Origin of the sequence: Nitrosomonas sp. PY1 (genome assembly GCF_022836435.1) — a bacterium.
GTDB lineage: Bacteria > Pseudomonadota > Gammaproteobacteria > Burkholderiales > Nitrosomonadaceae > Nitrosomonas.
Genome location: NZ_BQXC01000001.1, coordinates 685679 through 707989, shown reverse-complemented (window position 1 = coordinate 707989; position 22311 = coordinate 685679). Strand labels below are relative to the sequence as shown.

Here is a 22311-nt window from a genome sequence, read left to right as displayed (position 1 = left end):
TGTTATCCTTATCACCTATGAGAATGTTTTCGCGTTTATTGAACATTGAATTCACCCCGCATACCCAGTAGTTTGTTAGAAAGATTCTTATCCTCATACTGAGCGCTGTGCTTAGCTTTTATGCTAAATACGTGCTTCTCGAGTGGGCCAATTGCTACTGTGTTGATACGATTATTGGTTCCTGGATCAGTCCATTGATAACCATTGAGTTTGAAAGTATGAAAATCCGTGCCTAAAGCGATTAAGTGGAATCGGACATCCGTATTTCCCTGCGCAGACAAGGTCGGATTAGGGCCGTGTTGCGATTGCTTTTTGGAGCTGCCATCGATTTCCATACCCCAGAAAGCGTCATCTCCCAAATACAACACATATTCTTTGGCATAGCTTGGAGCGCTAATAGGATTTACAATAATTGCTCCAAACAGACCTCTATGTTCTGACCCATTATGCGTTTCAAAGTTATGATCGTGGTATGCCCATGTACCAGCGGTTCCCACTGCAACATTCCACTCGTAATCATAAACAATATGGGTTTCTGCCAATCCAGCCCCGGACCCTTCGTCCTTCTCCATATTGATGACTTTGAGCGTACCATCGCTGGTAATCTTATAGTGAACGCCGTGCACATGTATACTGACCTGTTTACTGACTCCCGGTACCGGTGTTCCATTATCGGGAATTTCATTTTTAATCGATATGTTGACTGTATCGCCTTCGGTCAACTCTATGGTAGGTCCTGGAATGGTGGCATCACGACTGTACCGATCGGTAATATCCTTGTTATCACGTATATGTTTTTCCATCTTGTATGCCAGCAGCTTATTGCCAAACCCATCATCGCGCGTTTCTTCCGCTGATAATTGAATTTCATGATTCGCCGCAATACTTTTTCCAGAAATCAGAAATGACAAAACCAATCCCGCAAATAATGCGATAAACAATTGTTTTAATAGAGATTTATATGCCATATACAATGTGCAGAACAAAAACAATGACGCCATGACTGCGATGACCTGGTATGACGCATACGATATAACACCTGAATCTTCAGAGAAGCCAAAGCTTTTATGTCATTGATCTAATCTAATAAACATTTCTTACTTTCCCTCCTATTTTTGTAAAAAGTGTATCGAGCCAGTAAAAGTCAAGAGAATATTTTAGTTTTTTGACACAAGCATTATTTCTATGGCCTAAACTTCTCGGAAATTCGCTTTGGAATAAATAAACCGCAGCAAAAAATACGCTAGCTGTTTAATCTATTCAGTTAAGCGAAGAAACGATCTTATCAAAGCGATTATCAGGAAAATAGATGTGAATTATCCCGATAGTGATGCCAGTATTTCTTAGGAATTTGTCCCGAGAATGTCTCGCAGAACGGGTTATTTGTCAGGAATTTCTGGGTAATTTGTCCCGGATGCGCAGGGAATATTGAAGTAGTTATAATGTGGCGCTTTTAAGCATAACTCGACTTGCTTTTTGACACCGATTTTTCTATAAATTATAGATAATTGGTTTCTAATGGTTTTTTCTGATATATGGAGTTGTGTGCTCATTTCTTTAGCAGATAAGCCTTTGCAAGCAAGGTAAGCAATATTCCGCTCACTCTCACTTAGCTTCAGTCGATCCAGTTCGGTAGAATCAGCATGAACAGGTGCTTTTGGAGCTTGATGGTTATTAAACTGCGCTTGCCAAAGCAGATCCATAATTTCTCGATCAAACCATACTTTTCCCGCATGAATGCTATATATCGCTTTGAAGAACAGTCTGGCGGTATGATGTTTGTCGATAATGCCCGCCGCTCCCAATCGAAATGTTTGCAAATAAATTTGCTCACAGTGGTTATTCGATAAGATCAACACTTTACTTTGTGGACAGGTACTTAATAATTTAGCGATGTAATCAATACAATCACCATTATTTAATTGTAAATCAAACAAAATCACATTTGGTCGGTGCTGTAGCGTCAAACCTACTATATCTTCTATGCAATCTGTTTCGGCAATTAATCGTACTGAGGCATGATCCCTAAATAATGAACGAAAGCCAAGCCGTATCAGCTCAAAACTTTCTGCAACCAGTACACTAATTTCGTTAGAAAATTGCTTATTCATTATGACTCTAGGATCAATTAATAAAACCAGATACTAGGTTCAAATTATTATTATTTGAGCCATTTATTTTTAAAATAGCACCTTATCAATACCGCAGCAACAGAAAAAGCAAAGAATAAGCTAACGAGTAACGAAGTAACGAAGCAAATTACTGCCGCTTCATTAAATCTATCAGAGACAATCTTACCCAGCTCGCCTTACAAGCAAAAAGTGCTATTTATTCCATAAAATCAATAGTTATCAAGACCTTCAAAGGTAAGATATTACGATTCTTAAACACAGTTGATAGTGATTATAAAGATATTTATTTGTAAAAAGCTGCTTAATGAGAAACTCTGTTTCAAATAAAATGCCCCGTCGCCTGCAACAGAGCATTGATTGATCTCTTTAATAGATTGGTTTTAGAACAATTTTAGTTCTAAAAAGAAGGGTAGGTCGGCAGAAAAAATTCCCATCTTGCTTCAAAATGCTGTTGAATAACGTTATAGCTCATTCTTTAGAAATCCATACTAAAGCTTGTCCTGTTGACACGGTATTGCCTTGCCCTGCAAAAACCTTGACAACAGTTCCATTAATTGGTGATTCTATTGAAAATTCCATTTTCATCGATTCAATAATAGCGACAACGTCTCCTTGCTTAACCGAACTACCTTCCTGTACGAACAATTTCCACATCACACCGGTGATATGCGCGCAAATCTCTTGCACGCCTTCAGGCAAGCTCAATTCCGTTTGGAAAGAATCCGAATCGAGCATGTCTTCATCCATTGCAGCAGATCGTTCAGATATTTTCCAACTCTGGCGTTCAGCATCAAACGCAGCTTGTTGTTTCGCTTTGAACGCAGTAATTTCGGCCGCATGTTGTTGCAGATAAGCATGATAGTGTTTCAGATTGAATGTCGACTCTTCTATCCGCAATTGAAAACGTCCGGTCAAGAGGTCTTTACGTAGCGTCAGTAATTCATCTTCATTGACTGGATAAAAACGTATCTGGTCAAAAAAACGCAGTAACCAAGGCTTACCTTCTTTAAAATCCACGCTTTGATGATAGCGGTTCCATACTGGCACCGTACGCCCGACAAATTGGTATCCTCCAGGGCCTTCCATACCATAGATACATAGATATGCACCGCCAATTCCAACCGCATTTTCCGGCGTCCAAGTACGCGCCGGGTTATATTTTGTTGTCACCAAACGATGGCGTGGATCCAGAGGAGTCGCAACTGGCGCTCCAAGATAAACATCCCCTAGTCCCATTACCAGATAACTTGCTTGATATACAATCTGTTTTACCTCATCGACGCTATTCAAGCCATTCATGCGGCGGATAAATTCAATATTACTGGGACACCAGGGTGCATCATGGCGTACCAATTGCATGTATTTTTCAATAGCCAACCGCGTTGCACTATCGTCCCAAGATAATGGCAAATGCACGATACGGGATGGTATCTCCATCGTTTCAACCGCTGGCAATTGATTTTCAGTTTGCGCTAAAAAATCTAACAATTGCTCGCGAAGAAGAATACGTGGATCAAAATGAATCTGTAATGAACGAATACCCGGTGTCATATCAACGATACCGGATAACTTTTTTTGCTCGATTGCCTGTTGTAGTGCAATCATCAGTATATGGACACGAAAACGCAAGCTCAGGTCAAGAACGGCATCTCCATATTCGATCAATATATAACGATCACCTGATTGGCGATAAGTTACCGGAATTTGTATATCTTCCCCAGGAATACTATGCAGAATAGGGCTTCCCAGATTCGAAAGCGATGTGGAAGCAGGCGACTCCAGATTCGGTTGCAACAACTCGATGGATTGATCTTGTCGACTTTGTAGTGCAAGCGCTTGTTCCAATGTGAGGGGATGAAAACGAATCCGGTCACCGGGCCTGAGTTGCCCAATTTTCCACAACTCCGCATGAACGATCGTAACCGGACATACAAACCCCCCTAAACTCGGGCCATCCGGCCCCAGGATGATGGGCATGTCACCGGTAAAGTCGACCGCACCAATAGCATAGGCATTATCATGGATATTGGAAGGATGCAAACCAGCCTCGCCGCCATCGGCTCTAGCCCACTGGGGTTTTGGGCCAATCAATCGCACCCCAGTACGACTGGAGTTATGGTGTACTTTCCAATCAGTCGAGAAAAATTGTGTTATATCGTCTGCAGTAAAAAAATCTGACGCACCATGTGGGCCATACAACACGTAAATATCCCAATGATCACCATAACGTGGAATAAACTGCTGCGCTATGCGTTGAGGAATAAATGCCTGCAAAGATTCGAGCGCGCGAACATGCAGTACATCACCAAGCCGCAGTGCTCGCCCTGCATGCCCGCCAAATTGGCCTAGCGTAAATGTAGACTTACTGTCAAGATAATCGGGTACTTGAAAACCACCCTGAACAGCAAGGTAAGTGCGACTACCAGTTTGAGTAATTTTCCCAAATCGTAACTCTGATCCGGCTTTGACAGTATGCGATTGCCATAGCTCCAATGGTTTGCCATCGAGAAACATCTCCATCGTAGCGCCACAAACCGCAATGACACTATCACAATTAAAATGCAATGTCGGTCCGGCTACAATCATTTCAAGCCCGGCACATCTTTGTTCATTGTTGACCAATCGATTGGCAAGCTGGAAAGCTAAATGATCCATAGGCCCGGAAGGTGGCACACCAACATCCCAATATCCAAGACGTCCCGGATAATCTTGAATCGTCGTTTGCACACCGGGCTGTATCACGTCAACGGTATGTGGCTGATAATGAAATCCATTCAAAAATTGTGTAGAAAACTGTCCGCCCTGGAAAACGTGACTCTGCAAAATTTGCCGCAAATAATCCAAGTTGGTTTCAATACCCTGTAACGAGGTATTATCCAAAGCCGTCAGCAGTCGACCGATGGCTGCCGATCGTTCGGCAGCGTGTACAATCACTTTCGCCAACATCGGATCATAAAATGCCGAAACTTCGATACCGCGCTCTACCCAAGTTTCCACTCGTGCATTATCAGGAAAAATAGATTCCGTAAGTACACCTGTTGACGGCTGAAATGCTTTTGCGGGGTTTTCCGCATAGACACGGGCTTGAATCGCACAACCACGGGGTTGAATAGTAAACGAATCGAGCGAAGGCAAATCACCTGCGGCCTGCCGTACCATCCATTCGACCAGATCAACGCCGGTTACTTCTTCTGTTATACCATGCTCAACCTGCAAGCGCGTATTGACTTCGAGAAAATAAAACTGCTGATTCGCATCATCGAAAACATACTCGACCGTACCCGCAGACTGATAATGAACGGCTTTACCCAAACGCACCGCAGTATCTTGTAACGCTTGGCGCATGGCTTGCGTTAAATTCGGTGCAGGTGTTTCTTCAATCACTTTTTGATTACGACGCTGAATCGAGCAGTCGCGCTCCCCCAATGCAACGACTTGACCTTTGCCATCACCAAAAATTTGTACTTCGATGTGGCGCGCCCGTTCGACATATTTTTCCAGAAATAAGCCAGCATCCTTAAAATTGTTTTGCGCCAATGTCTTGACCGATTCGTAGGCACCGACCAATTCGCTCTGGCTCCAACACAGACGCATACCGATACCACCGCCACCCGCGGTACTTTTCAGCATCACGGGGTAGCCAATGTGGCTCGCTTGCTGACAAGCACTCTCAACACTCTCCAACAAATCGGAGCCAGGCAACAATGGCACTTGGTTCTCCAACGCCAAGGCACGTGCTGTATGTTTTAAGCCAAACGCCCGCATTTGTTGCGGTGTAGGCCCAATAAAACAAATACCTTGTTTGGCGCATGCTTCGGCAAAATCGGCATTTTCACTGAGAAAACCGTAGCCAGGATGAATCGCTTGAGCACCACTTTGTTTTGCGATATCCAAAACTTTATCCGTACTTAAATAGCTTTGCGATGCAACATCCTTGCCAATGCAAAAGGCTTCATCCGCAGCGCCGACATGCTGCGATAAGGCATCCGCTTCAGTATAGATTGCAACGCTCTTAATATGCATGCGGCGTAAAGTACGGATAATGCGACAAGCAATAGCACCGCGATTGGCAATCAGGATTTTATTGAACATAGTGATATCCTTTTCTGAAAGACAATTCTCTACAAAATGGAGCCGATACTCCAGCGCCGTTTATTGAGGAGAATCCCAGATTAATAAGCGGATCGGCGTCGGATTATAAGCATTACAAGGATTGTTAAGTTGCGGACAATTTGAAATCAATACCAGCACATCCATTTCAGCCTGCATTTCAACATACTTACCCGGTGCAGAAATCCCATCAACAAATTCCAGCTCCCCTTCTTCAGTAACAGGTACATTCATGAAAAAATTAATGTTACTGGGTATATCCCGCTTGCTCATACCTAAATGCTCACACACCGAGTCATGCGCTAACGCATGCAAGAAATTATCGCGACAGCTATGCATCGGAAATTTTTCCAACGCATAACGTACCATATTGCTCTCTGCCGCGCATGCCCCACCTAGTGTATCGTGTCGTCCGCAAGTATCTCCAATGATCGTCAGCATCACGTTCCCTAAATTGGAACAAAGCTTACTACCCGTCGTCAGATATAGATTATTTTGCATACGGATAGTACGGATAGCGCTATAACGCTCAACCGCATGATGCGCATTGAAAAATAACGTATCGACCGCTTGATTGCCTTCCAAATCAACGATACGGAAAATTTGACCACGCTTAACGATTTTGCTCCAGGGTTCCCCGGCTGCGCAGATTTCGTTAATCACCGCATGATCGGGGTTTAATTGGCTAATATGAAGATCAATAGTTTTCATGACTTACCCTCACAATAGAAGTTTTTAGCATTTTGTAATGCGCGGATATTCTCGGCGATTTGCAAGCATTGATTAGCAGCTTCGGCTGGCGTATTAAATAACTCCAAGTCAACAGCCCCTGGCTGATAGGGTTGTCTAGGGTCCAAAGGATGAGGAGCTGTAGACAATACCATCAGCGTATCCATTACAAAACTTAGCTCGACATAATCGCCTGCTTTGCTATGATTGCGATGGAATATCAATTCACCCGCTTTGTCGGCAGTAACTTTGCTAAAAAAATTGATGTTCGAGACGACATCGCGCATCCCCAAACCCCATTTTCCCAATTCGATCAACACTCCATCCAAACCGCTGCGAAACATTTGGTTACGATGTTCTTGATAACGAGCGGTGCCATATTTTTGCTGAATCAGATTACTATCGCTTAACCCGCATACCGTATCGTTCCAACCAGCCGTGTCGGCTGTGATACAGCAAAAAATACGCCCCATATCGGAATGACAAGCATGTCCCTGGGTCAGGCGAAACGTGTGCTGCGATTTAAGCGTATCCGCCATGTTGTAGCGTTCGAGTTTTTCCTCCTGATTGTAGAAGAGTACTGCAGCATTGGCGCCACCGTTCACATCTATCAACCGCAATGTTGTATCACGACGAATGACGCCTGACCAATGGCACCCGCCAGGCAAGGATTGCTTCCAAATCAATGCATTTTTCTGATTCATAATAAATTTCTCCATATGAAAGTTACTTAACATTCATCCATTTTTTACAAAGGATGTACAGAGTCGTAACAGTAAGAATACTGCCCAGAACCAGTGGTGTAGCCCATAACTGCCACCAAGGAGCGTCAACCGAAATAGCATACGGGCGCGGCCAGGCAATGTTGACGAGTTCAAATACCGACCAAAGGAATGCCAAGACATTGATGATCAACCCACATACTCCGAGTTTTAACTCACCGAGTTGAGGATTCCATCGACCTGTCAGGCGAGCAAACAATGCAAATCCCGTTGTGAATGAGAACATGGCATATAAACCGCCAGTACCAAAAGCAATAATAGTGGCAACGGCATCATCGTTGAGTCCAAAAATCAATCCGCAGCCTGCTAGCAGAGCGGTAAACAAAATCGCATTGCGCGGTGTTTTACTGGCAGTCACTTTGCTTAATATCGTTGGCATATTGCCTTCTCGTGCCATTGAATATACTATCCGCGAAGTATATTTGAGCATTGATGCACCGCAAGCCAGAAAAGCCGTCATTACAATCGTCAGAAAGGGCATTTCAAACCACGCTCCAATGCTACTAGCAATCAAAGGCGTAACCGGATCGGATGTATGACTGGAATGCCGCAATGTGTCATGCTCAAAAGCCAAAATCAGTGCTGCCGAATTAAACAAAACCACCGTACCAACTACCATTAAAGACATAAAAATTGCACGTGGTACCATGCGTTTAGGTTGATGCGTTTCTTCCGCAGTCGTGGAGCACGCGTCAAAACCGATGAAAGCCCAACCAGAAATCGCCAGTGCTGCAAAAAAAGCAGCCATTTCACTGGGGGCAGTTCCAGTGCCCATGTGCTGGAATAATTCCGCGAACGGATGCTGACGAAAGAAAAAAAACAACAAGAGCGCCACGCCGAATGAACCGACAACTTCTGCATAGACGCCCAGTTTAATCACCCAATTGAAAATACTGACAGGCGCCAAATTAAGCCATGTGCAAAGGAGCAAGAATAATGCCCCCCAAAACACCATCACTCCGCCGCCTTCGCTGGGTAACCCACTGAAAGTTGCAAGCCAGAAACCACCGGTATAAGCCGTTGTCGTGACCATGGCAATAGTGGAACAGGTATAAATCACACCTGCATAGTTTCCGGCGATAATGCCTCCGAGTTGCCGTGCCCATTTATAAGCACCGCCAGCGATCGGGAATTGCGACGACAATTCTGCATACACGGTGGCCACCAATAATTGCATCACCAAACAGACAGCCAATGCAGCAAACCAGCCACCACCGGCAACGGTAGTTTGCACACCAATAATCGCATACAGCCCGGCAACCGGCGAGACAACTGCAAAACCCAGCGTAAAGCTATGCCACACGCTCATGCTGCGGTTGAGTATATCTCCCGTTACATGAGCTTCTTGCAACGAAGCAATTGGTTTTGTAGAACCTGACATAACAAGTCTCCATACAGAAAGAAATTACCGAGATTGTAACGTACTCTGGCACATTACACCCTGACCTCCCGGGCTTTTCTCCCTCCGTGGAGTCTCGTTATCACGAGACCGGAAACTCTTGGACCAGTCGCTTGTTCATTACACATCTAAACAAACCGGAACCCTAGTTTCCCATTATGTTACTTTGACTCGCACCTAAATTCTCAATCGATTAACGAAGATTTATAAAAATGCAAATACTGGCTTGAATTCTAAATGGACTCTTTTAAAAAAGCAATGCTTTCAGTGCTTGTTTAAGAATGATTTGACTGTTTGCATGAATATGCCTACCAACAAAAACAACATCGTGCTTCTTGCCATGACGGCAACCTTACAGAAGTATTTTACTTTAGTAATTGATATTTATAACTAAATAAACATTACACTCTGGCATTCTATTTTACATCTATCATAAGTCTAATAACATTAATTTATTCAGTTTGTTATATCAAAGAAACGGAAAATCTCTAAAATAGAGTTACACTAGCACTTAGTTCTGTAATTCTCAGTCTTGACTGATGAAACATCATGCTCACTTCCTTTGGGCGGCCTCATTCAAGAAGAACAATTATTATCATCTTCATTCTACACAGTGTATGATCATGTGTAGATATTCATAAAATCACCGCGATTTGATATCCGATCTGTTCCTAAAATAAAAAAGCCGTGGATAGCACATCTAAAATTAAAATACTGATCCTTGATGATGATACCTTTATGCTCAAGCTTCTGTCACGAATGCTGGCGAAGTTGGGCTATGCTACTATCACCACCTGCGACAATGGCTCAGACGCTCTTCAGAAGGTAGATCACGCTGACACATGTCCAGATTTGATCTTGCTTGACCTGAATATGCCGGATATGGACGGCATTGAATTTGTGCGCTATCTGGTGGATCGGAAGTACCATGGCAAGCTGATTTTAGTGAGCGGCGAAGATGAACGCATGTTAAAAACCGCTGAGAAATTGGTTCATGCACATAAAATACCGATGCTCGGTTATTTGCACAAGCCAGTGAATCCTGATAAGTTATCAGAAATTTTACTGGGATGGGAGGCTGATGGATTGGCTCATCCATTGTCAGTCAACGACAAATCCTATAGCGCGGACGATATTAAATCGGCCATTGCTAATCAAGAATTGGTAAATTATTACCAGCCCAAAGTATCGGTAGCAACCGGGGAAGTAATTGGTGTTGAAACGCTGGTTCGCTGGCATCATCCGAAAGATGGTCTGATTATGCCGGATCGGTTTATCGACATCGCGGAAAAAAACCATTTGATCGATGACTTGACACGCTCGGTATTGACGCAAGCAATTGTCCAAGCAGGGGAATGGCACCGAAGCGGACAAACATTGCGCGTATCAATCAATGTCACCATGGATAATTTGGCTTCACTCGATTTTCAAGACATGGTGGTCAATCTCGTCCATGAGAACAATCTACCACCACAAAAAATCGTCATCGAAATTACCGAAAGCCAGGTTATGGGGCCGGATGCGCGAATTCCACTGGAAATTCTAACCCGCTTGCGCCTTAAACGATTTCATTTATCCATTGATGACTTCGGCACTGGACATTCATCCTTGGCGCAGCTACGCGATATTCCATTTAATGAGCTCAAAATTGATCAGAGCTTTGTGCATCGCGCCTACAGCGATGATACGCTACGCGTCATCTACGACGCCAGTTTAGCAATGGGAAAACAACTGGGCATGGATATCGTGGCGGAAGGAGTTGAAGATCGTAATGACTGGGAGCTTTTACGCCAAACGGAGTGCGATATGGCACAAGGAGATTTTATATCCAAACCGCTCTTACCCGACGACTTGCCGCACTGGATGGAGGAATGGCAAAGCAGGGTACGCACCGAGCTACGGGATGATTCTCCTGCATCTTAGTCAATTCACATTGGATAGAACACAGGAAACCAAATATATCTTTTACTATTAATTAAATCCAACCATCACTTAATGCGGTAAATCGCTTGCGCAAACGATTATTCAGTGCTTCTCGGGGAATTCTTTCCATCTTTTGCGTATAAAGTATCCAGGTAAGTTTTGACTTCAATCATCTGCGCGTCAAATCTCGGTAGCAGTGCCGCCAATTCTTCCACATCGTTATTCTTTCCGGCTTGTTCCAGTGCCGCACATAATTCACCTAATGCCAAAGCACCCACCGAACGCGAAGATGATTTCAACTTATGCGCCAGCGCGCCGACTGTGGCAAACTGACCAGATTGAAATGCTGCACGCAATTCTATCGCTATCTTTTCAGCACTGGCACGAAAATCCAGCAGCATTTCTTGAATCATCGCCGGATCGTTACCGACCAGTTCTTCCAATACATGCACGTTGATCGCCACTGTATTTGCTTTTGCTCCGCTCGTAGTTGCACGAGTAGCTGATTCTAATTCATCTTCCGACTTGTCAACAGACAGATACCGCTCTAACGCAAGACGCAAATCCTCAAGCTGCACCGGCTTACTCAAATAATTGTCCATACCAACACTAAGGCAGTGCTCCTTTTCACCTTTCAACGCGTTTGCAGTCAACGCGATAATTGGAATATGCTTCTGGTCTGATTCGGTAGAGCGAATCTCTTTTGTAAGCTCAAAGCCATCCATTTCCGGCATATGTAAATCGGTTAGTAGCAATGCATAATTACAGTTTTGTAATCGATTCAGCGCTTCTCGACCATCATTTGCAATATCTGCAGCATAACCGAGCAGATTGAGTTGCTGGCGAATGACTTTCTGATTGATATCGTTATCTTCTGCTACCAAGATAAGTTTTCCTTGTCGCAACGCCTCGTCACGCGACATTGGCACTGGTGTCGGCTTAAATGAATTGTCAAGCGACATAGTTTCCGTACTGGCTTCCATCTTGCCAGCCGCAATCGCCATCGCTCTTAGTAAAGATTGACGGTACATAACATCGCCATCCAACGTAACGATATCAATATCCTCAATGCGCGCTTGCCGGCGGCGACCACGCTTGATCACAACAAAGCGCGGCTCAGTGTTAAGTTGCAATGTATTCTGTGTTTTTTTAGAGCGCGCATTAAATGCAGCACGTAATTCCTTAATTAGGGATGCATGCTGTTCTGCATCAATAACAACAAGCCATAAACCTGGAGCAATATCCTGAATAAATTGATCGGCCTCATCAAGATCAAATACTTGTTTAATCTTTGCACCAGCACTCTTCAAGTAAGCGGCAAGGTCACCACTTAAGCTATCGTCGTCACCAAATATTAAGCAATTCATGCCATCCAGATCTAGCTCTTCGACCATCTGGCGGTTCCCATCGATAGTGGGCGATAATGGCTTGAAAGGCATTTGTATGGTAAAAGTCGAACCTTGTTGCGGCTCACTTCGCACCGTCATTTCTGCATCCATCAATTCCACCAAATAATGAGAAATCGCTAGGCCGAGCCCGGTTCCACCAAAACGCCGTGTAGTAGAAGGATCGCCCTGCGAAAAAGATTTGAACAATTTTCCTTGGGTCTCTTTATCCATACCGATGCCATTATCAGCAACCTGAAAAGTAATCAGTACCTGTTCAGAATTGGACTCGGCTAATAGAACGCGCACCGATACCTTACCTTGCTTTTTCTGTTTACTCGAAAATTTAATGGCATTATTGACGATATTCACTAATACCTGGCGAAGCCGCAGCGGATCACCAAGAACATTTTCCGGAATTTTAGGATCAATGAACAAGGTCAATTCCACCTTACTACTCAGTGCCAAATGCGCCAGCATACCGCAAGCATTTTCGATTACGCGAGTAAGTTGCATTGGGATTTTTTCGATTTCCAGCTTACCTGCTTCAATTTTTGAAATATCGAGAATGTCCTCAATAATTGCAAGTAGCGCATAAGCGGAATCACGTATCAGACTAGCCATTTCCATTTGATAGCCACTTAAACTGGTTTGCCTGAGTACGTCGATCATGCCAATCACACCATTCATCGGTGTGCGAATCTCATGACTCATTGCGGCAAGAAAAGAAGATTTAGCTCTGCTTGCTTGCTCCGCTTCGATCCGGGCTTGTTTTAGATCCTTCATAATACGCACATGCTCGCGAATATCACGCATCACTCCAGTAAAGTGCCGCTTCTCACCAACAAAATATTCACTGACCGCTAGATACAATTCAATGCGGTCACCATTCTTGCGCACACCTTCTACTTCCCGTCCCTTACCAATGCCGTGGGAATTGGATAAATAAGGTCGTCCGATATATTCCTGGCCATGTCCCGTGCGACAATAATTTTCCATATAACTAGCATGCTTACTACGATCTGGTTCCGGCACGATGATAGCGATGTTTTGCCCAATCATTTCATCATGGCTATAACCGAATAGTTTTCCCATCACCAAGTTAGCGGAAAGAATCGTACCTACTTCATCGGTAGTAACTACGCAATCCACCATATGCTCAACAACAGAACGCATTTCTTCTTCTTTGATAGCTAAAGCTGTGTTTGCGCGTTGCAAATCATGGGTACGCTCGGTAACCCTGCATTCCAATTCCTGATTAAGTTGCAGTAGCTTTTTTTCGGCTTTGCTGCGCTGCTGATCGCTGGCATTTAACCGTTCCATCATATTATTGAAAGTATTTGCGAGTTGCCTCATCTCGTCCCAACCTTCAATCGCAATACGTTGGTGTAAATTGCCTTCCGAGATTTCCAAAGCACTTTGATTCAAATGTTTCAGAGGATCCACAACACGCCGATTAAACAAAACAGCCCCCAATAGAGCGGCTATTAATGTCAAAACCAAGATTACCAAGCCAATAAAATGCAATTTGTACACTGAGGCAAATGCTTCATCGGCATCAATGTGCACTACGATGCCCCACTTCATAAGTGGCAAGTAGCGCCATGCGGCTACTACCTCTTTGCCACGATAATCTAACGTCAGTGCGGCGCCAGAATTACCATCCAAAGCACTCTGCACGGCCTTATCGGCGGAAAGTTCATTAAGAGGAATCCTGCGCTTTAAAGCCGCATCGGGATCGTATTTTAGCGGCGCCATTACCAATGCGAAGAAGTCATCCTCGCGACGCGCCACAAAGGTTTCGCCACTATCGCTAAGTCCTACGTTATTCGCGATCACTGCGAATACGCGTTCACTATAAATTTGTAACGCTAATACGCCTTTAATCTCGCCATTTATTATTACCGGCGTTGCAACGAATGCGGTAATTGCATTATGGGATGGTCCGTATCGTTCAAAATCAGAAATACTGCTTTTTAAATTTTTCAGTGCATAGCGAGCAACTTTGCCGAGTCCGGTATCACGATAGGGGCCTGTAAATAGATTAGTTGCAAAATCTGATTCATGGGCTTGCGTGTAAACGATATCGCCTTTAGTAGAAATCAGAAAGATATCGTAATATTTCGCTTCTTCAATAAAGCGTTTAAAATTTTCGCGATAACTGGCATCCAGTTGCTGATACTCATCCGATTCCACGCCACTTTGCTCATAGATTCTGGAAAATTTTATGAGAGCTTCGTGTGTTGTGCTGGAATCACGCACTAAGCTGGAATCAAGAAAGCGTTCCTTTAAGTAACTATCGATTTGCTCAATCTTTTTATCAGCGATCGCAGAAACATTTTGAATGGTGGAGTTTTTAATTTCTTTTTCGAAGGTATGCAGCAGGCTATTGCCAATAACCAATATTGGCAATAAGCAAACCAATGTAAACCAAACAGCAAAGCGCTGCGTAAGTGAAGTGAATTTCATCACAATTTCTCCTTGATCGACTTACGGTCGCCACCGACGCCGCCTGTGCAATAGCTTACCACAAGCACTTCTGGCAGAAGAATCACCCGGCCGATGCCGGCTGATTTTCAAGGAATCCGGAGCTTCACAGCATAAAGAAATGATGCACGCTATCAAGGGCGGAATCATGGATAATTCTCATATTTCTAGACTGCATAATGATTGCTTCCTTTTATTCTCTTTCATAAGCCAGTACGGGCGAAAGCCATTGTTCCGCGTGCTCCAATGTCCAGTTTTTGCGGCGCGCATAATCTTCTACTTGATCCTTGCCAATTTTTCCTACTGCAAAGAAACTGGATTGCGGATGCGAAAAATAAAATCCGGATACAGCAGCAGTGGGTACCATGGCAAATGACTCGGTGATGACGATGCCGGCGTTTTGAGTTGCATTCAGCACACTGAATAGCTCGCCTTTTTCGGTATGATCTGGGCAGGCTGGATAGCCTGGCGCTGGACGGATACCCAGATACTGCTCATCAATCAGTTGATCGTTGGTAAGATCCTCATCTTTGGCATAGCCCCAGAATTCCCGTCGCACACGTGCGTGCATATGTTCAGCAAAACCTTCGGCTAGACGATCTGCCAGTGCTTTCAGCACAATCGCACTGTAGTCGTCATTATTTGCTTCAAATGCCTGAATGCGCTCATCAATGCCAAACCCCGCACCCACAGCAAACATCCCGATATAATCCTGAATACCAGTATCTTTAGGTGCAATATAGTCAGCTAAACAACGGTTAGGCTTGCCGGAAGGTTTTTGATCTTGCTGTCGCAAACAGTGATAAGTCATGGCAAGCTTGCTGCGTGTTGAATCGGTATAGATTTCGATATCATCACCAACTGCATTGGCTGGGAATAAGCCGATTACTGCATTTGCGCTGAGCCATTTTTGTTCAATGATTTTTTTCAACATAGTTTGTGCATCGTGAAAAAGCTGGCGAGCAGTTTCACCAACAACTTCGTCTTCCAGTATATTGGGGTATCGTCCAACCAACTCCCAAGCCTGAAAAAAAGGCGTCCAGTCGACATACGGTACAATTTTTTCCAATGGGTAATTGTTTAGAGTGCGGATACCCAGTAGCTCAGGCGCATGAGGATGATAATTTTGCCAATCGATTTTGAATGCATTGGCACGTGCTTCGTTTAAAGTGAGTAACTTGGAAGCACCTTTTTTATTTTTATGCTGCGTACGGACTTTTTCATATTCCTCTCTGATTTCTCGCACATAATTTTCGTGTAAATCTTGTGATAATAAATTACTGCATACGCCCACTGCACGGCTAGCATCAGGCACCCATACCGTTGGTCCTTCATAATGCGGGGCAATTTTAACGGCGGTATGCACACGCGAAGTGGTAGCCCCTCCTATTAATAACGGAATGGTAAAACCTTCGCGTTGCATCTCTTTAGCGACATGCGCCATCTCTTCCAACGAAGGTGTAATCAAACCGGAAAGGCCGATGATGTCTGCATTCTCTCGTTGCGCCATATCAAGAATTTGCGCACTCGGAACCATGACACCCATATTAATGACTTCATAGTTATTGCATTGCAATACGACGGTCACGATATTTTTACCAATGTCGTGCACATCGCCTTTGACTGTTGCGATGACTATTTTACCTTTGGGTTTGTCGTCACCCAGCAATTTCTTTTCTGCTTCAATGAAAGGCAATAAGTGTGCGACGGCTTGTTTCATTACACGCGCCGATTTGACAACCTGCGGCAAAAACATTTTTCCTGCACCAAACAAGTCTCCAACGACACCCATGCCCTCCATCAGCGGACCTTCAATCACTTGGATCGGACGCCCACCCTGCTTATCGATTTCTATGCGTGCTGCTTCAGTGTCTTCGACGATGTAGGTTGAAATCCCTTTAACCAGCGCATGCGTCAAACGTTGTTGTAGCGGTTGATCGCGCCAGGATAAGTCTTCGATTTGCTCCTTTTTCATTCCTTTGAAATTTTCGGCAAACTCGACCAAGTGTTCAGTGGCATCTGGTTGGCGATTTAAAATGACATCTTCTACTTTTTGTAATAATTCGGATGGGATATCGGAATAAACACCCAATTGCCCGGCATTCACGATACCCATCGTCATACCGGCCTTGATCGCATGATACAAAAAAGCCGTATGAATCGCCTCGCGGATCGGTTCATTACCACGAAAAGAAAAGGATACGTTCGATACACCGCCGCTAATTTTGGCGTAAGGTAGGGATTGTTTAATCAAACGAGTGGCTTCGATAAAATCGACGCCATAATTATTATGCTCTTCGATACCTGTTGCGATTGCAAAAATATTCGGATCGAAAATAATGTCTTCCGGTGGAAAACCGATGCCAACCAATAAATTATAGCTGCGTGTACAAATTTCAATTTTGCGCTGTAAAGTATCGGCTTGACCCTGTTCATCAAAAGCCATGACGATAACTGCCGCACCATAACGGCGCGCCAGTTTAGCGTGATGGATAAACTCGGCTTCACCTTCTTTCATACTAATCGAATTAATAACCGGCTTACCTTGAATACATTTCAACCCCGCTTCTATCACCGACCATTTGCTTGAATCCAGCATGATCGGAACTTTGCAGATATCGGGCTCGGCAGCCAGCAGATTCAAGAAAGTCACCATGGCTTTTTGCGAATCCAACATGGCTTCATCCATGTTGATGTCGATAATCTGCGCGCCATTTTCTACTTGGTTACGTGCAACATTCAACGCTTCCGCATAATCATCGCCCAAAATCAATCTTGCAAACGCGCGTGATCCAGTCACGTTGGTTCGTTCTCCAACATTAACAAATAGCGATTCATCGCCAATATTCAGCGGCTCAAGGCCAGACAAGCGAAGTTTTTTAGGAATATCGGGTATTTTTCTGGGAGTAATATTGCTGACAGCCCCTGCAATGGCTTTAATATGTGCAGGCGTGGTGCCACAACAACCGCCTACGACGTTGACAAAACCTGATTCAGCAAAGCTGCGGATCTGGCTTGCAGTATACTCGGGAGATTCATCATAGCCGGTTTCTGAGAGCGGATTGGGTAATCCGGCGTTTGGATGCACGCTGGTATACACATTGGCCACTTTCGAGAGTTCTTCAACATAGGGCCGCATTAATTCAGCACCTAATGCGCAGTTAATCCCTACCGATAATGGGCGTGTGTGACTGACCGAATTCCAAAAAGCCTCCGGTGTTTGTCCTGAGAGAGTGCGCCCTGATGCATCCGTAATGGTTACAGAGATCATAACCGGCAAACGAATGTTATTTTCTTCAAAATATTGATCGATTGCGAACAATGCAGCTTTAGCATTCAACGAATCAAAAATAGTTTCAACTAATAAAATATCCACGCCGCCATCCACTAATCCGCGAATTGATTCGGTATAGTCCTTTGTCAGTTGATCATAAGTAATGCCGCGAAACCCAGGATCATTGACGTCCGGAGAAATCGACGCAGTCTTCGTAGTAGGACCAATGACACCGGCCACAAAGCGCGGTTTTTCCGGTGTTCTGCGTTCGAATTCCTGTGCTGCTTCACGGGCTAGCTTTGCTGCGGCGAGATTCAATTCATATACCAAATCTTGCATATGATAATCAGCCATTGACGCAGCATTCGAATTGAAAGTATTGGTTTCGATAATATCCGCGCCAGCTTCTAAATAACCTTCATGAATCGATCGAATGACTTGAGGCTGAGTTAGGGTCAACAAATCATTATTACCGCGCAGATCATGTGGAAAGTCAGCAAAACGCTTCCCACGATAATCCGCTTCGCTCAGTTTGAAAGTTTGGATCATCGTACCCATTGCACCATCTAGAACTAGGATGCGTTGTGGGAATAAATTTTCCAGTAATTGCGTGCGAGTATTGCTATTCATGAAGGTTATATAGATAAAAGAAGTAACAACCAAATTATAACGTACTGCTTATTATCTTATTCTAGAACGATTAGAGATAGAGTAAGTTCAACCGATAACCAAATGCATCCAGTTGACTGTTGTCAAAATCTAAACGAATTTCCAGATCATCGTTAGCTTCAATAAATTGCAAGACTTGGTTTTCATTGGACAAGTATTCACGAGGTGCAAATACACGATTGGCTGTTAATTGATCTTTGGCATCCAATAGAGACAATTGTAATAGTGGCAATGCTTGCGGGAAGGGTGCGTGATTGCGGATTACTACATATAATGTTGAAGTCGAAGGCTGCTTCGTCTCACTTTTTTGAAGATCCGATGTTTCAATACCTAGCTGCTCAATTTGTTGCGGATAAGGTACGAGGCATCCCAACAACATACAAGAACGTTCCAATATTGGTCTGCTTTCTGGAGCGATAATGGTCAATTCTGTACGGTAGTGATAAGTGATTTGCGCAAACAAAAGCATCAGTAGCATGATATTTGCGAAGCCTAGGAAAAATTGCAACCACTTTGAGACGGAATGCTCATGATCATCCAGTAAGCTGTCCGTTGATGACTCAGTCATTTCGCCGTGATCATTTAAATCAGCTAGGATTAAATTGGTTTGAGATGCAGTTTGCTGCACTGTCAAGCCAACCGTAACAGGAGCATCTGACTGAGTCAGTGGCATTTCTAAATTTATCGAAGAATGTGGTTGCGGTCGTGAAAGTGGCTGCGGTTGATGCTGTGGCAATGAATCTTGTTGTACGTGCGGTAAATGCTGAGCAGATCGCTCCGTTTGTGCCGCTTCTGATAAATCTGGCAAACTAGATTCTACTGCGGTTTCTAACGCAACATCCGATTTCAATGATATATCTTGTGAAGAAATGATGGCCGACTCACTGACTGTGATCAGCGTTGAGAAACCATTAAATATCTGTTGACAGCACCCGCACCGCACATCGCCATTATGCATTTGCAGTTGTGTAGCGTTAACTCGAAAGGCTACACCACAATCAGGACAGAAGGTTACCAAAGCCATGCTGCGTATCTCTCTTAATGAATGGCAAGGTAATTTTTCTTAAGAATTACCTTGAGTGCGATATCAAATACTGATGTATTAGCGATTATTCATCTTTTACGACCTACTAACAATACCCAATCTTCTTGCTGGCGAGCAAGTTTCATATCGAACCATGGCTGGTACGCTTGGATTACTTGGTCTGCTTGCTCGCACAAAATTCCAGATAATACAATATTGCCCCCTCGTTTGACCAAGGATATAAGTAGCGGAGCAAGAACCGTTAAAGGGTTCGTAAGAATATTAGCGATAACGATATCCACTGGCTCGCGAGATGAATGGGAGATGGAAAAAACAAATTGTGATGGATTGCATTGATTACGTATTGCATTATCATGACTGACCGTAATCGCTTGAGGATCAATATCGATACCCGTCACATGGCAGGCCCCTAGTTTTAGCGCTCCAATCGCTAAAATACCGGAACCGCAACCATAATCGATCAGTGTCTCTCCCGTTTTTAAGTTTTGTTCCAGCCAACATAGGCAAAGCTGCGTGGTTGGGTGACTACCCGATCCAAATGCCAATCCCGGATCTAGTAATAGATTGATAGCAGTAGGATCAGGTGGCGTATGCCAAGTAGGAACAATCCACATGCGGGATGAAATTTGAATAGGTGTAAATTGCGATTGTGTCAGTCGCACCCAGTCTTGTTCCTCGACTTGCTCGACCCGATAGCTGACAGGCTCACTCAAGCAATTCAATTGCACGAGATTTCCTACAATGCGGGCAATATCGGCATCGGCTTTCCCATCAAATAATGCTGATATTTCTGCATTTTGCCAAATCTCTTCGCTAGTATTTCCTGGTTCACCAAAAAGCGGTTGTTCGTCGCGGGAGTCGGCTGCGGCGTCATGAATATCCACCGATATGGCACCTTGTTCCATAAGCGCATCACTGAGTAGCTCCGCGTGATCCGCGTCGGTTCGGAATATCAGCGCGATCCAAGGCATGCTGGTTTCTTACGATAATACGTACAATGAATATACAGAGAAAATGAATTAATCTTTTTTATTGTGTAAGGCAAGCTTCTGCTCAAGGTAATGAATTGCAAGACCACCATGCAGAAAAGAAGAATCCGCCAATAAATCCAGGTGCAATGGAATATTGGTTTTAATACCTTCGATCACTGTTTCAGTCAAAGCGATACGCATTCTTGCAATAGCCTGTTCTCTCGTATCTCCGTAGGTAATGATTTTGCCAATCATTGAATCATAATGAGGAGGAACCAAGTAATTATGATAAACATGCGAATCGACCCGCACACCTGCTCCACCGGGGATATGATATTGTGTAATACGACCTGCTGAGGGTGTAAGCTTGTAAGGATCCTCTGCATTAATGCGGCATTCAATTGCATGGCCTTTGATGTTAATATCTTTTTGGTGAATGGTTAAAACTTCATGAGCGGCCACCCTAATTTGCGCTTGAACGAGATCAATACCAGTAATCCATTCTGTAACTGGATGCTCGACTTGTAGGCGAGTATTCATTTCAATGAAATAAAACTCATCATTCTCAAATAAGAATTCAAAAGTTCCAACACCTCGGTACTTAATTCGACGGCATGCGTCTGCACAGCGCTCGCCAATTTTGTTACGCATTTTTTCAGTGATTCCTGGTGCAGGCGCCTCTTCAAGTATTTTTTGGTGACGGCGTTGTAAAGAACAATCCCTTTCTCCCAAATGCACTGCATTACCATGCTCATCAATCAGTAATTGAAACTCAATATGACGCGGATTTTCAAGAAATTTCTCAGCATATACAACCGGATTACCAAAAGCGGCCTGAGCTTCATTACGTGTCATGACTACGGCATTTGATAGCGCCGCTTCGGTATGTACCACCCGCATACCGCGCCCACCGCCACCGCCCGAGGCTTTGATGATAACGGGGTAGCCGATTTGCTTAACAATCTTCTTGATTTCATCAAGATCTTCAGGTAACGCACCGTCTGAGCCCGGTACGCAAGGAACGCCAGCTTTTTTCATGGCATTTTTGGCGCTAACTTTATCGCCCATCAAACGAATCGTTTCAGGGCGTGGACCAATAAATACAAAGCCACTCTTTTCTACGCGTTCTGCAAAATCGGCATTTTCAGATAAAAATCCGTAGCCTGGATGAATAGCCTGAGCATCAGTTACTTCTGCCGCGCTGATAATAGCTGGAATGTTTAAGTAACTTTGCGCAGCAGGTGCGGGTCCAATGCACACCGATTCATCGGCCAGTTTCACATATTTTGCCTCGGCATCGGCTGTTGAATGCACAGCAACGGTTTTAATGCCCATCGTGCGGCAGGCACGTTGAATTCGCAAGGCAATTTCACCGCGATTGGCGATCAGGATTTTTTCAAACATA

At 44.1% G+C, this 22311-nt stretch carries 12 protein-coding genes and 1 riboswitch; of the genes, 1 reads left to right on the top strand and 11 read right to left on the bottom strand.

Annotated elements, in window-relative coordinates:
• Positions 1-35 precede the first annotated feature (35 nt).
• From W03_RS03190 to W03_RS03165, 6 genes are all read right to left on the bottom strand, one after another.
• Complete coding sequence (locus W03_RS03190) at positions 36-968, bottom strand: multicopper oxidase domain-containing protein (RefSeq protein ID WP_244071336.1); 933 nt, start codon at positions 966-968, stop codon at positions 36-38.
• Between the two features lie 411 nt (positions 969-1379).
• Positions 1380-2111, bottom strand: coding sequence for a response regulator transcription factor (locus tag W03_RS03185; RefSeq protein ID WP_244071335.1), 732 nt, complete (start codon positions 2109-2111; stop codon positions 1380-1382).
• A 489-nt stretch (positions 2112-2600) separates the two neighbouring features.
• On the bottom strand, positions 2601-6224 hold the full coding sequence (gene uca, locus W03_RS03180; protein ID WP_244071334.1) for an urea carboxylase: 3624 nt from the start codon (positions 6222-6224) through the stop codon (positions 2601-2603).
• A 60-nt stretch (positions 6225-6284) separates the two neighbouring features.
• Positions 6285-6953: an urea amidolyase associated protein UAAP2 gene (locus W03_RS03175; RefSeq protein ID WP_244071332.1), complete on the bottom strand. Its 669-nt coding sequence runs from the start codon at positions 6951-6953 to the stop codon at positions 6285-6287.
• Positions 6950-7675, bottom strand: a complete 726-nt coding sequence (locus tag W03_RS03170) for an urea amidolyase associated protein UAAP1 (RefSeq protein WP_244071330.1) — start codon at positions 7673-7675, stop codon at positions 6950-6952. The genes W03_RS03175 and W03_RS03170 overlap by 4 nt, the downstream gene beginning before the upstream one ends.
• 22 nt (positions 7676-7697) lie before the next feature.
• Positions 7698-9134 (bottom strand): APC family permease, encoded by a 1437-nt coding sequence (locus W03_RS03165; protein ID WP_244071328.1) that lies wholly within the window; start codon positions 9132-9134, stop codon positions 7698-7700.
• Positions 9135-9197: 63 nt separating this feature from the next.
• A riboswitch (guanidine-I (ykkC/yxkD leader) is annotated at positions 9198-9312 on the bottom strand.
• 527 nt (positions 9313-9839) lie between these two features.
• Here W03_RS03165 and W03_RS03160 point away from each other — a divergent pair.
• The gene (locus W03_RS03160) at positions 9840-11075 is read left to right on the top strand and encodes an EAL domain-containing protein (RefSeq protein ID WP_244071327.1); all 1236 of its coding nucleotides are present in this window, start codon (positions 9840-9842) and stop codon (positions 11073-11075) included.
• 98 nt (positions 11076-11173) lie between these two features.
• On the opposite strand, the gene W03_RS03155 is transcribed toward W03_RS03160, so the two are convergent.
• The 5 genes from W03_RS03155 to accC all read right to left on the bottom strand — a co-directional run bounded on the left by W03_RS03155 (position 11174) and on the right by accC (position 22310).
• A complete protein-coding gene (locus tag W03_RS03155; RefSeq protein WP_244071325.1) occupies positions 11174-14929 on the bottom strand; it encodes an ATP-binding protein in 3756 nt (1251 codons plus the stop codon).
• 211 nt (positions 14930-15140) lie between these two features.
• Positions 15141-18851: a methionine synthase gene (metH, locus tag W03_RS03150; protein ID WP_244071323.1), complete on the bottom strand. Its 3711-nt coding sequence runs from the start codon at positions 18849-18851 to the stop codon at positions 15141-15143.
• Positions 18852-18921: 70 nt separating this feature from the next.
• Positions 18922-19914, bottom strand: coding sequence for a zinc-ribbon and DUF3426 domain-containing protein (locus W03_RS03145; RefSeq protein WP_244071321.1), 993 nt, complete (start codon positions 19912-19914; stop codon positions 18922-18924).
• An 89-nt stretch (positions 19915-20003) separates the two neighbouring features.
• On the bottom strand, positions 20004-20906 hold the full coding sequence (gene prmA, locus W03_RS03140) for a 50S ribosomal protein L11 methyltransferase (RefSeq protein ID WP_244071319.1): 903 nt from the start codon (positions 20904-20906) through the stop codon (positions 20004-20006).
• 48 nt (positions 20907-20954) lie between these two features.
• Positions 20955-22310 carry an acetyl-CoA carboxylase biotin carboxylase subunit gene (accC, locus tag W03_RS03135; protein ID WP_244071317.1) on the bottom strand — a complete coding sequence of 452 codons (1356 nt, stop codon included), beginning with the start codon at positions 22308-22310 and terminating at the stop codon, positions 20955-20957.
• Position 22311: the final 1 nt, after the last annotated feature.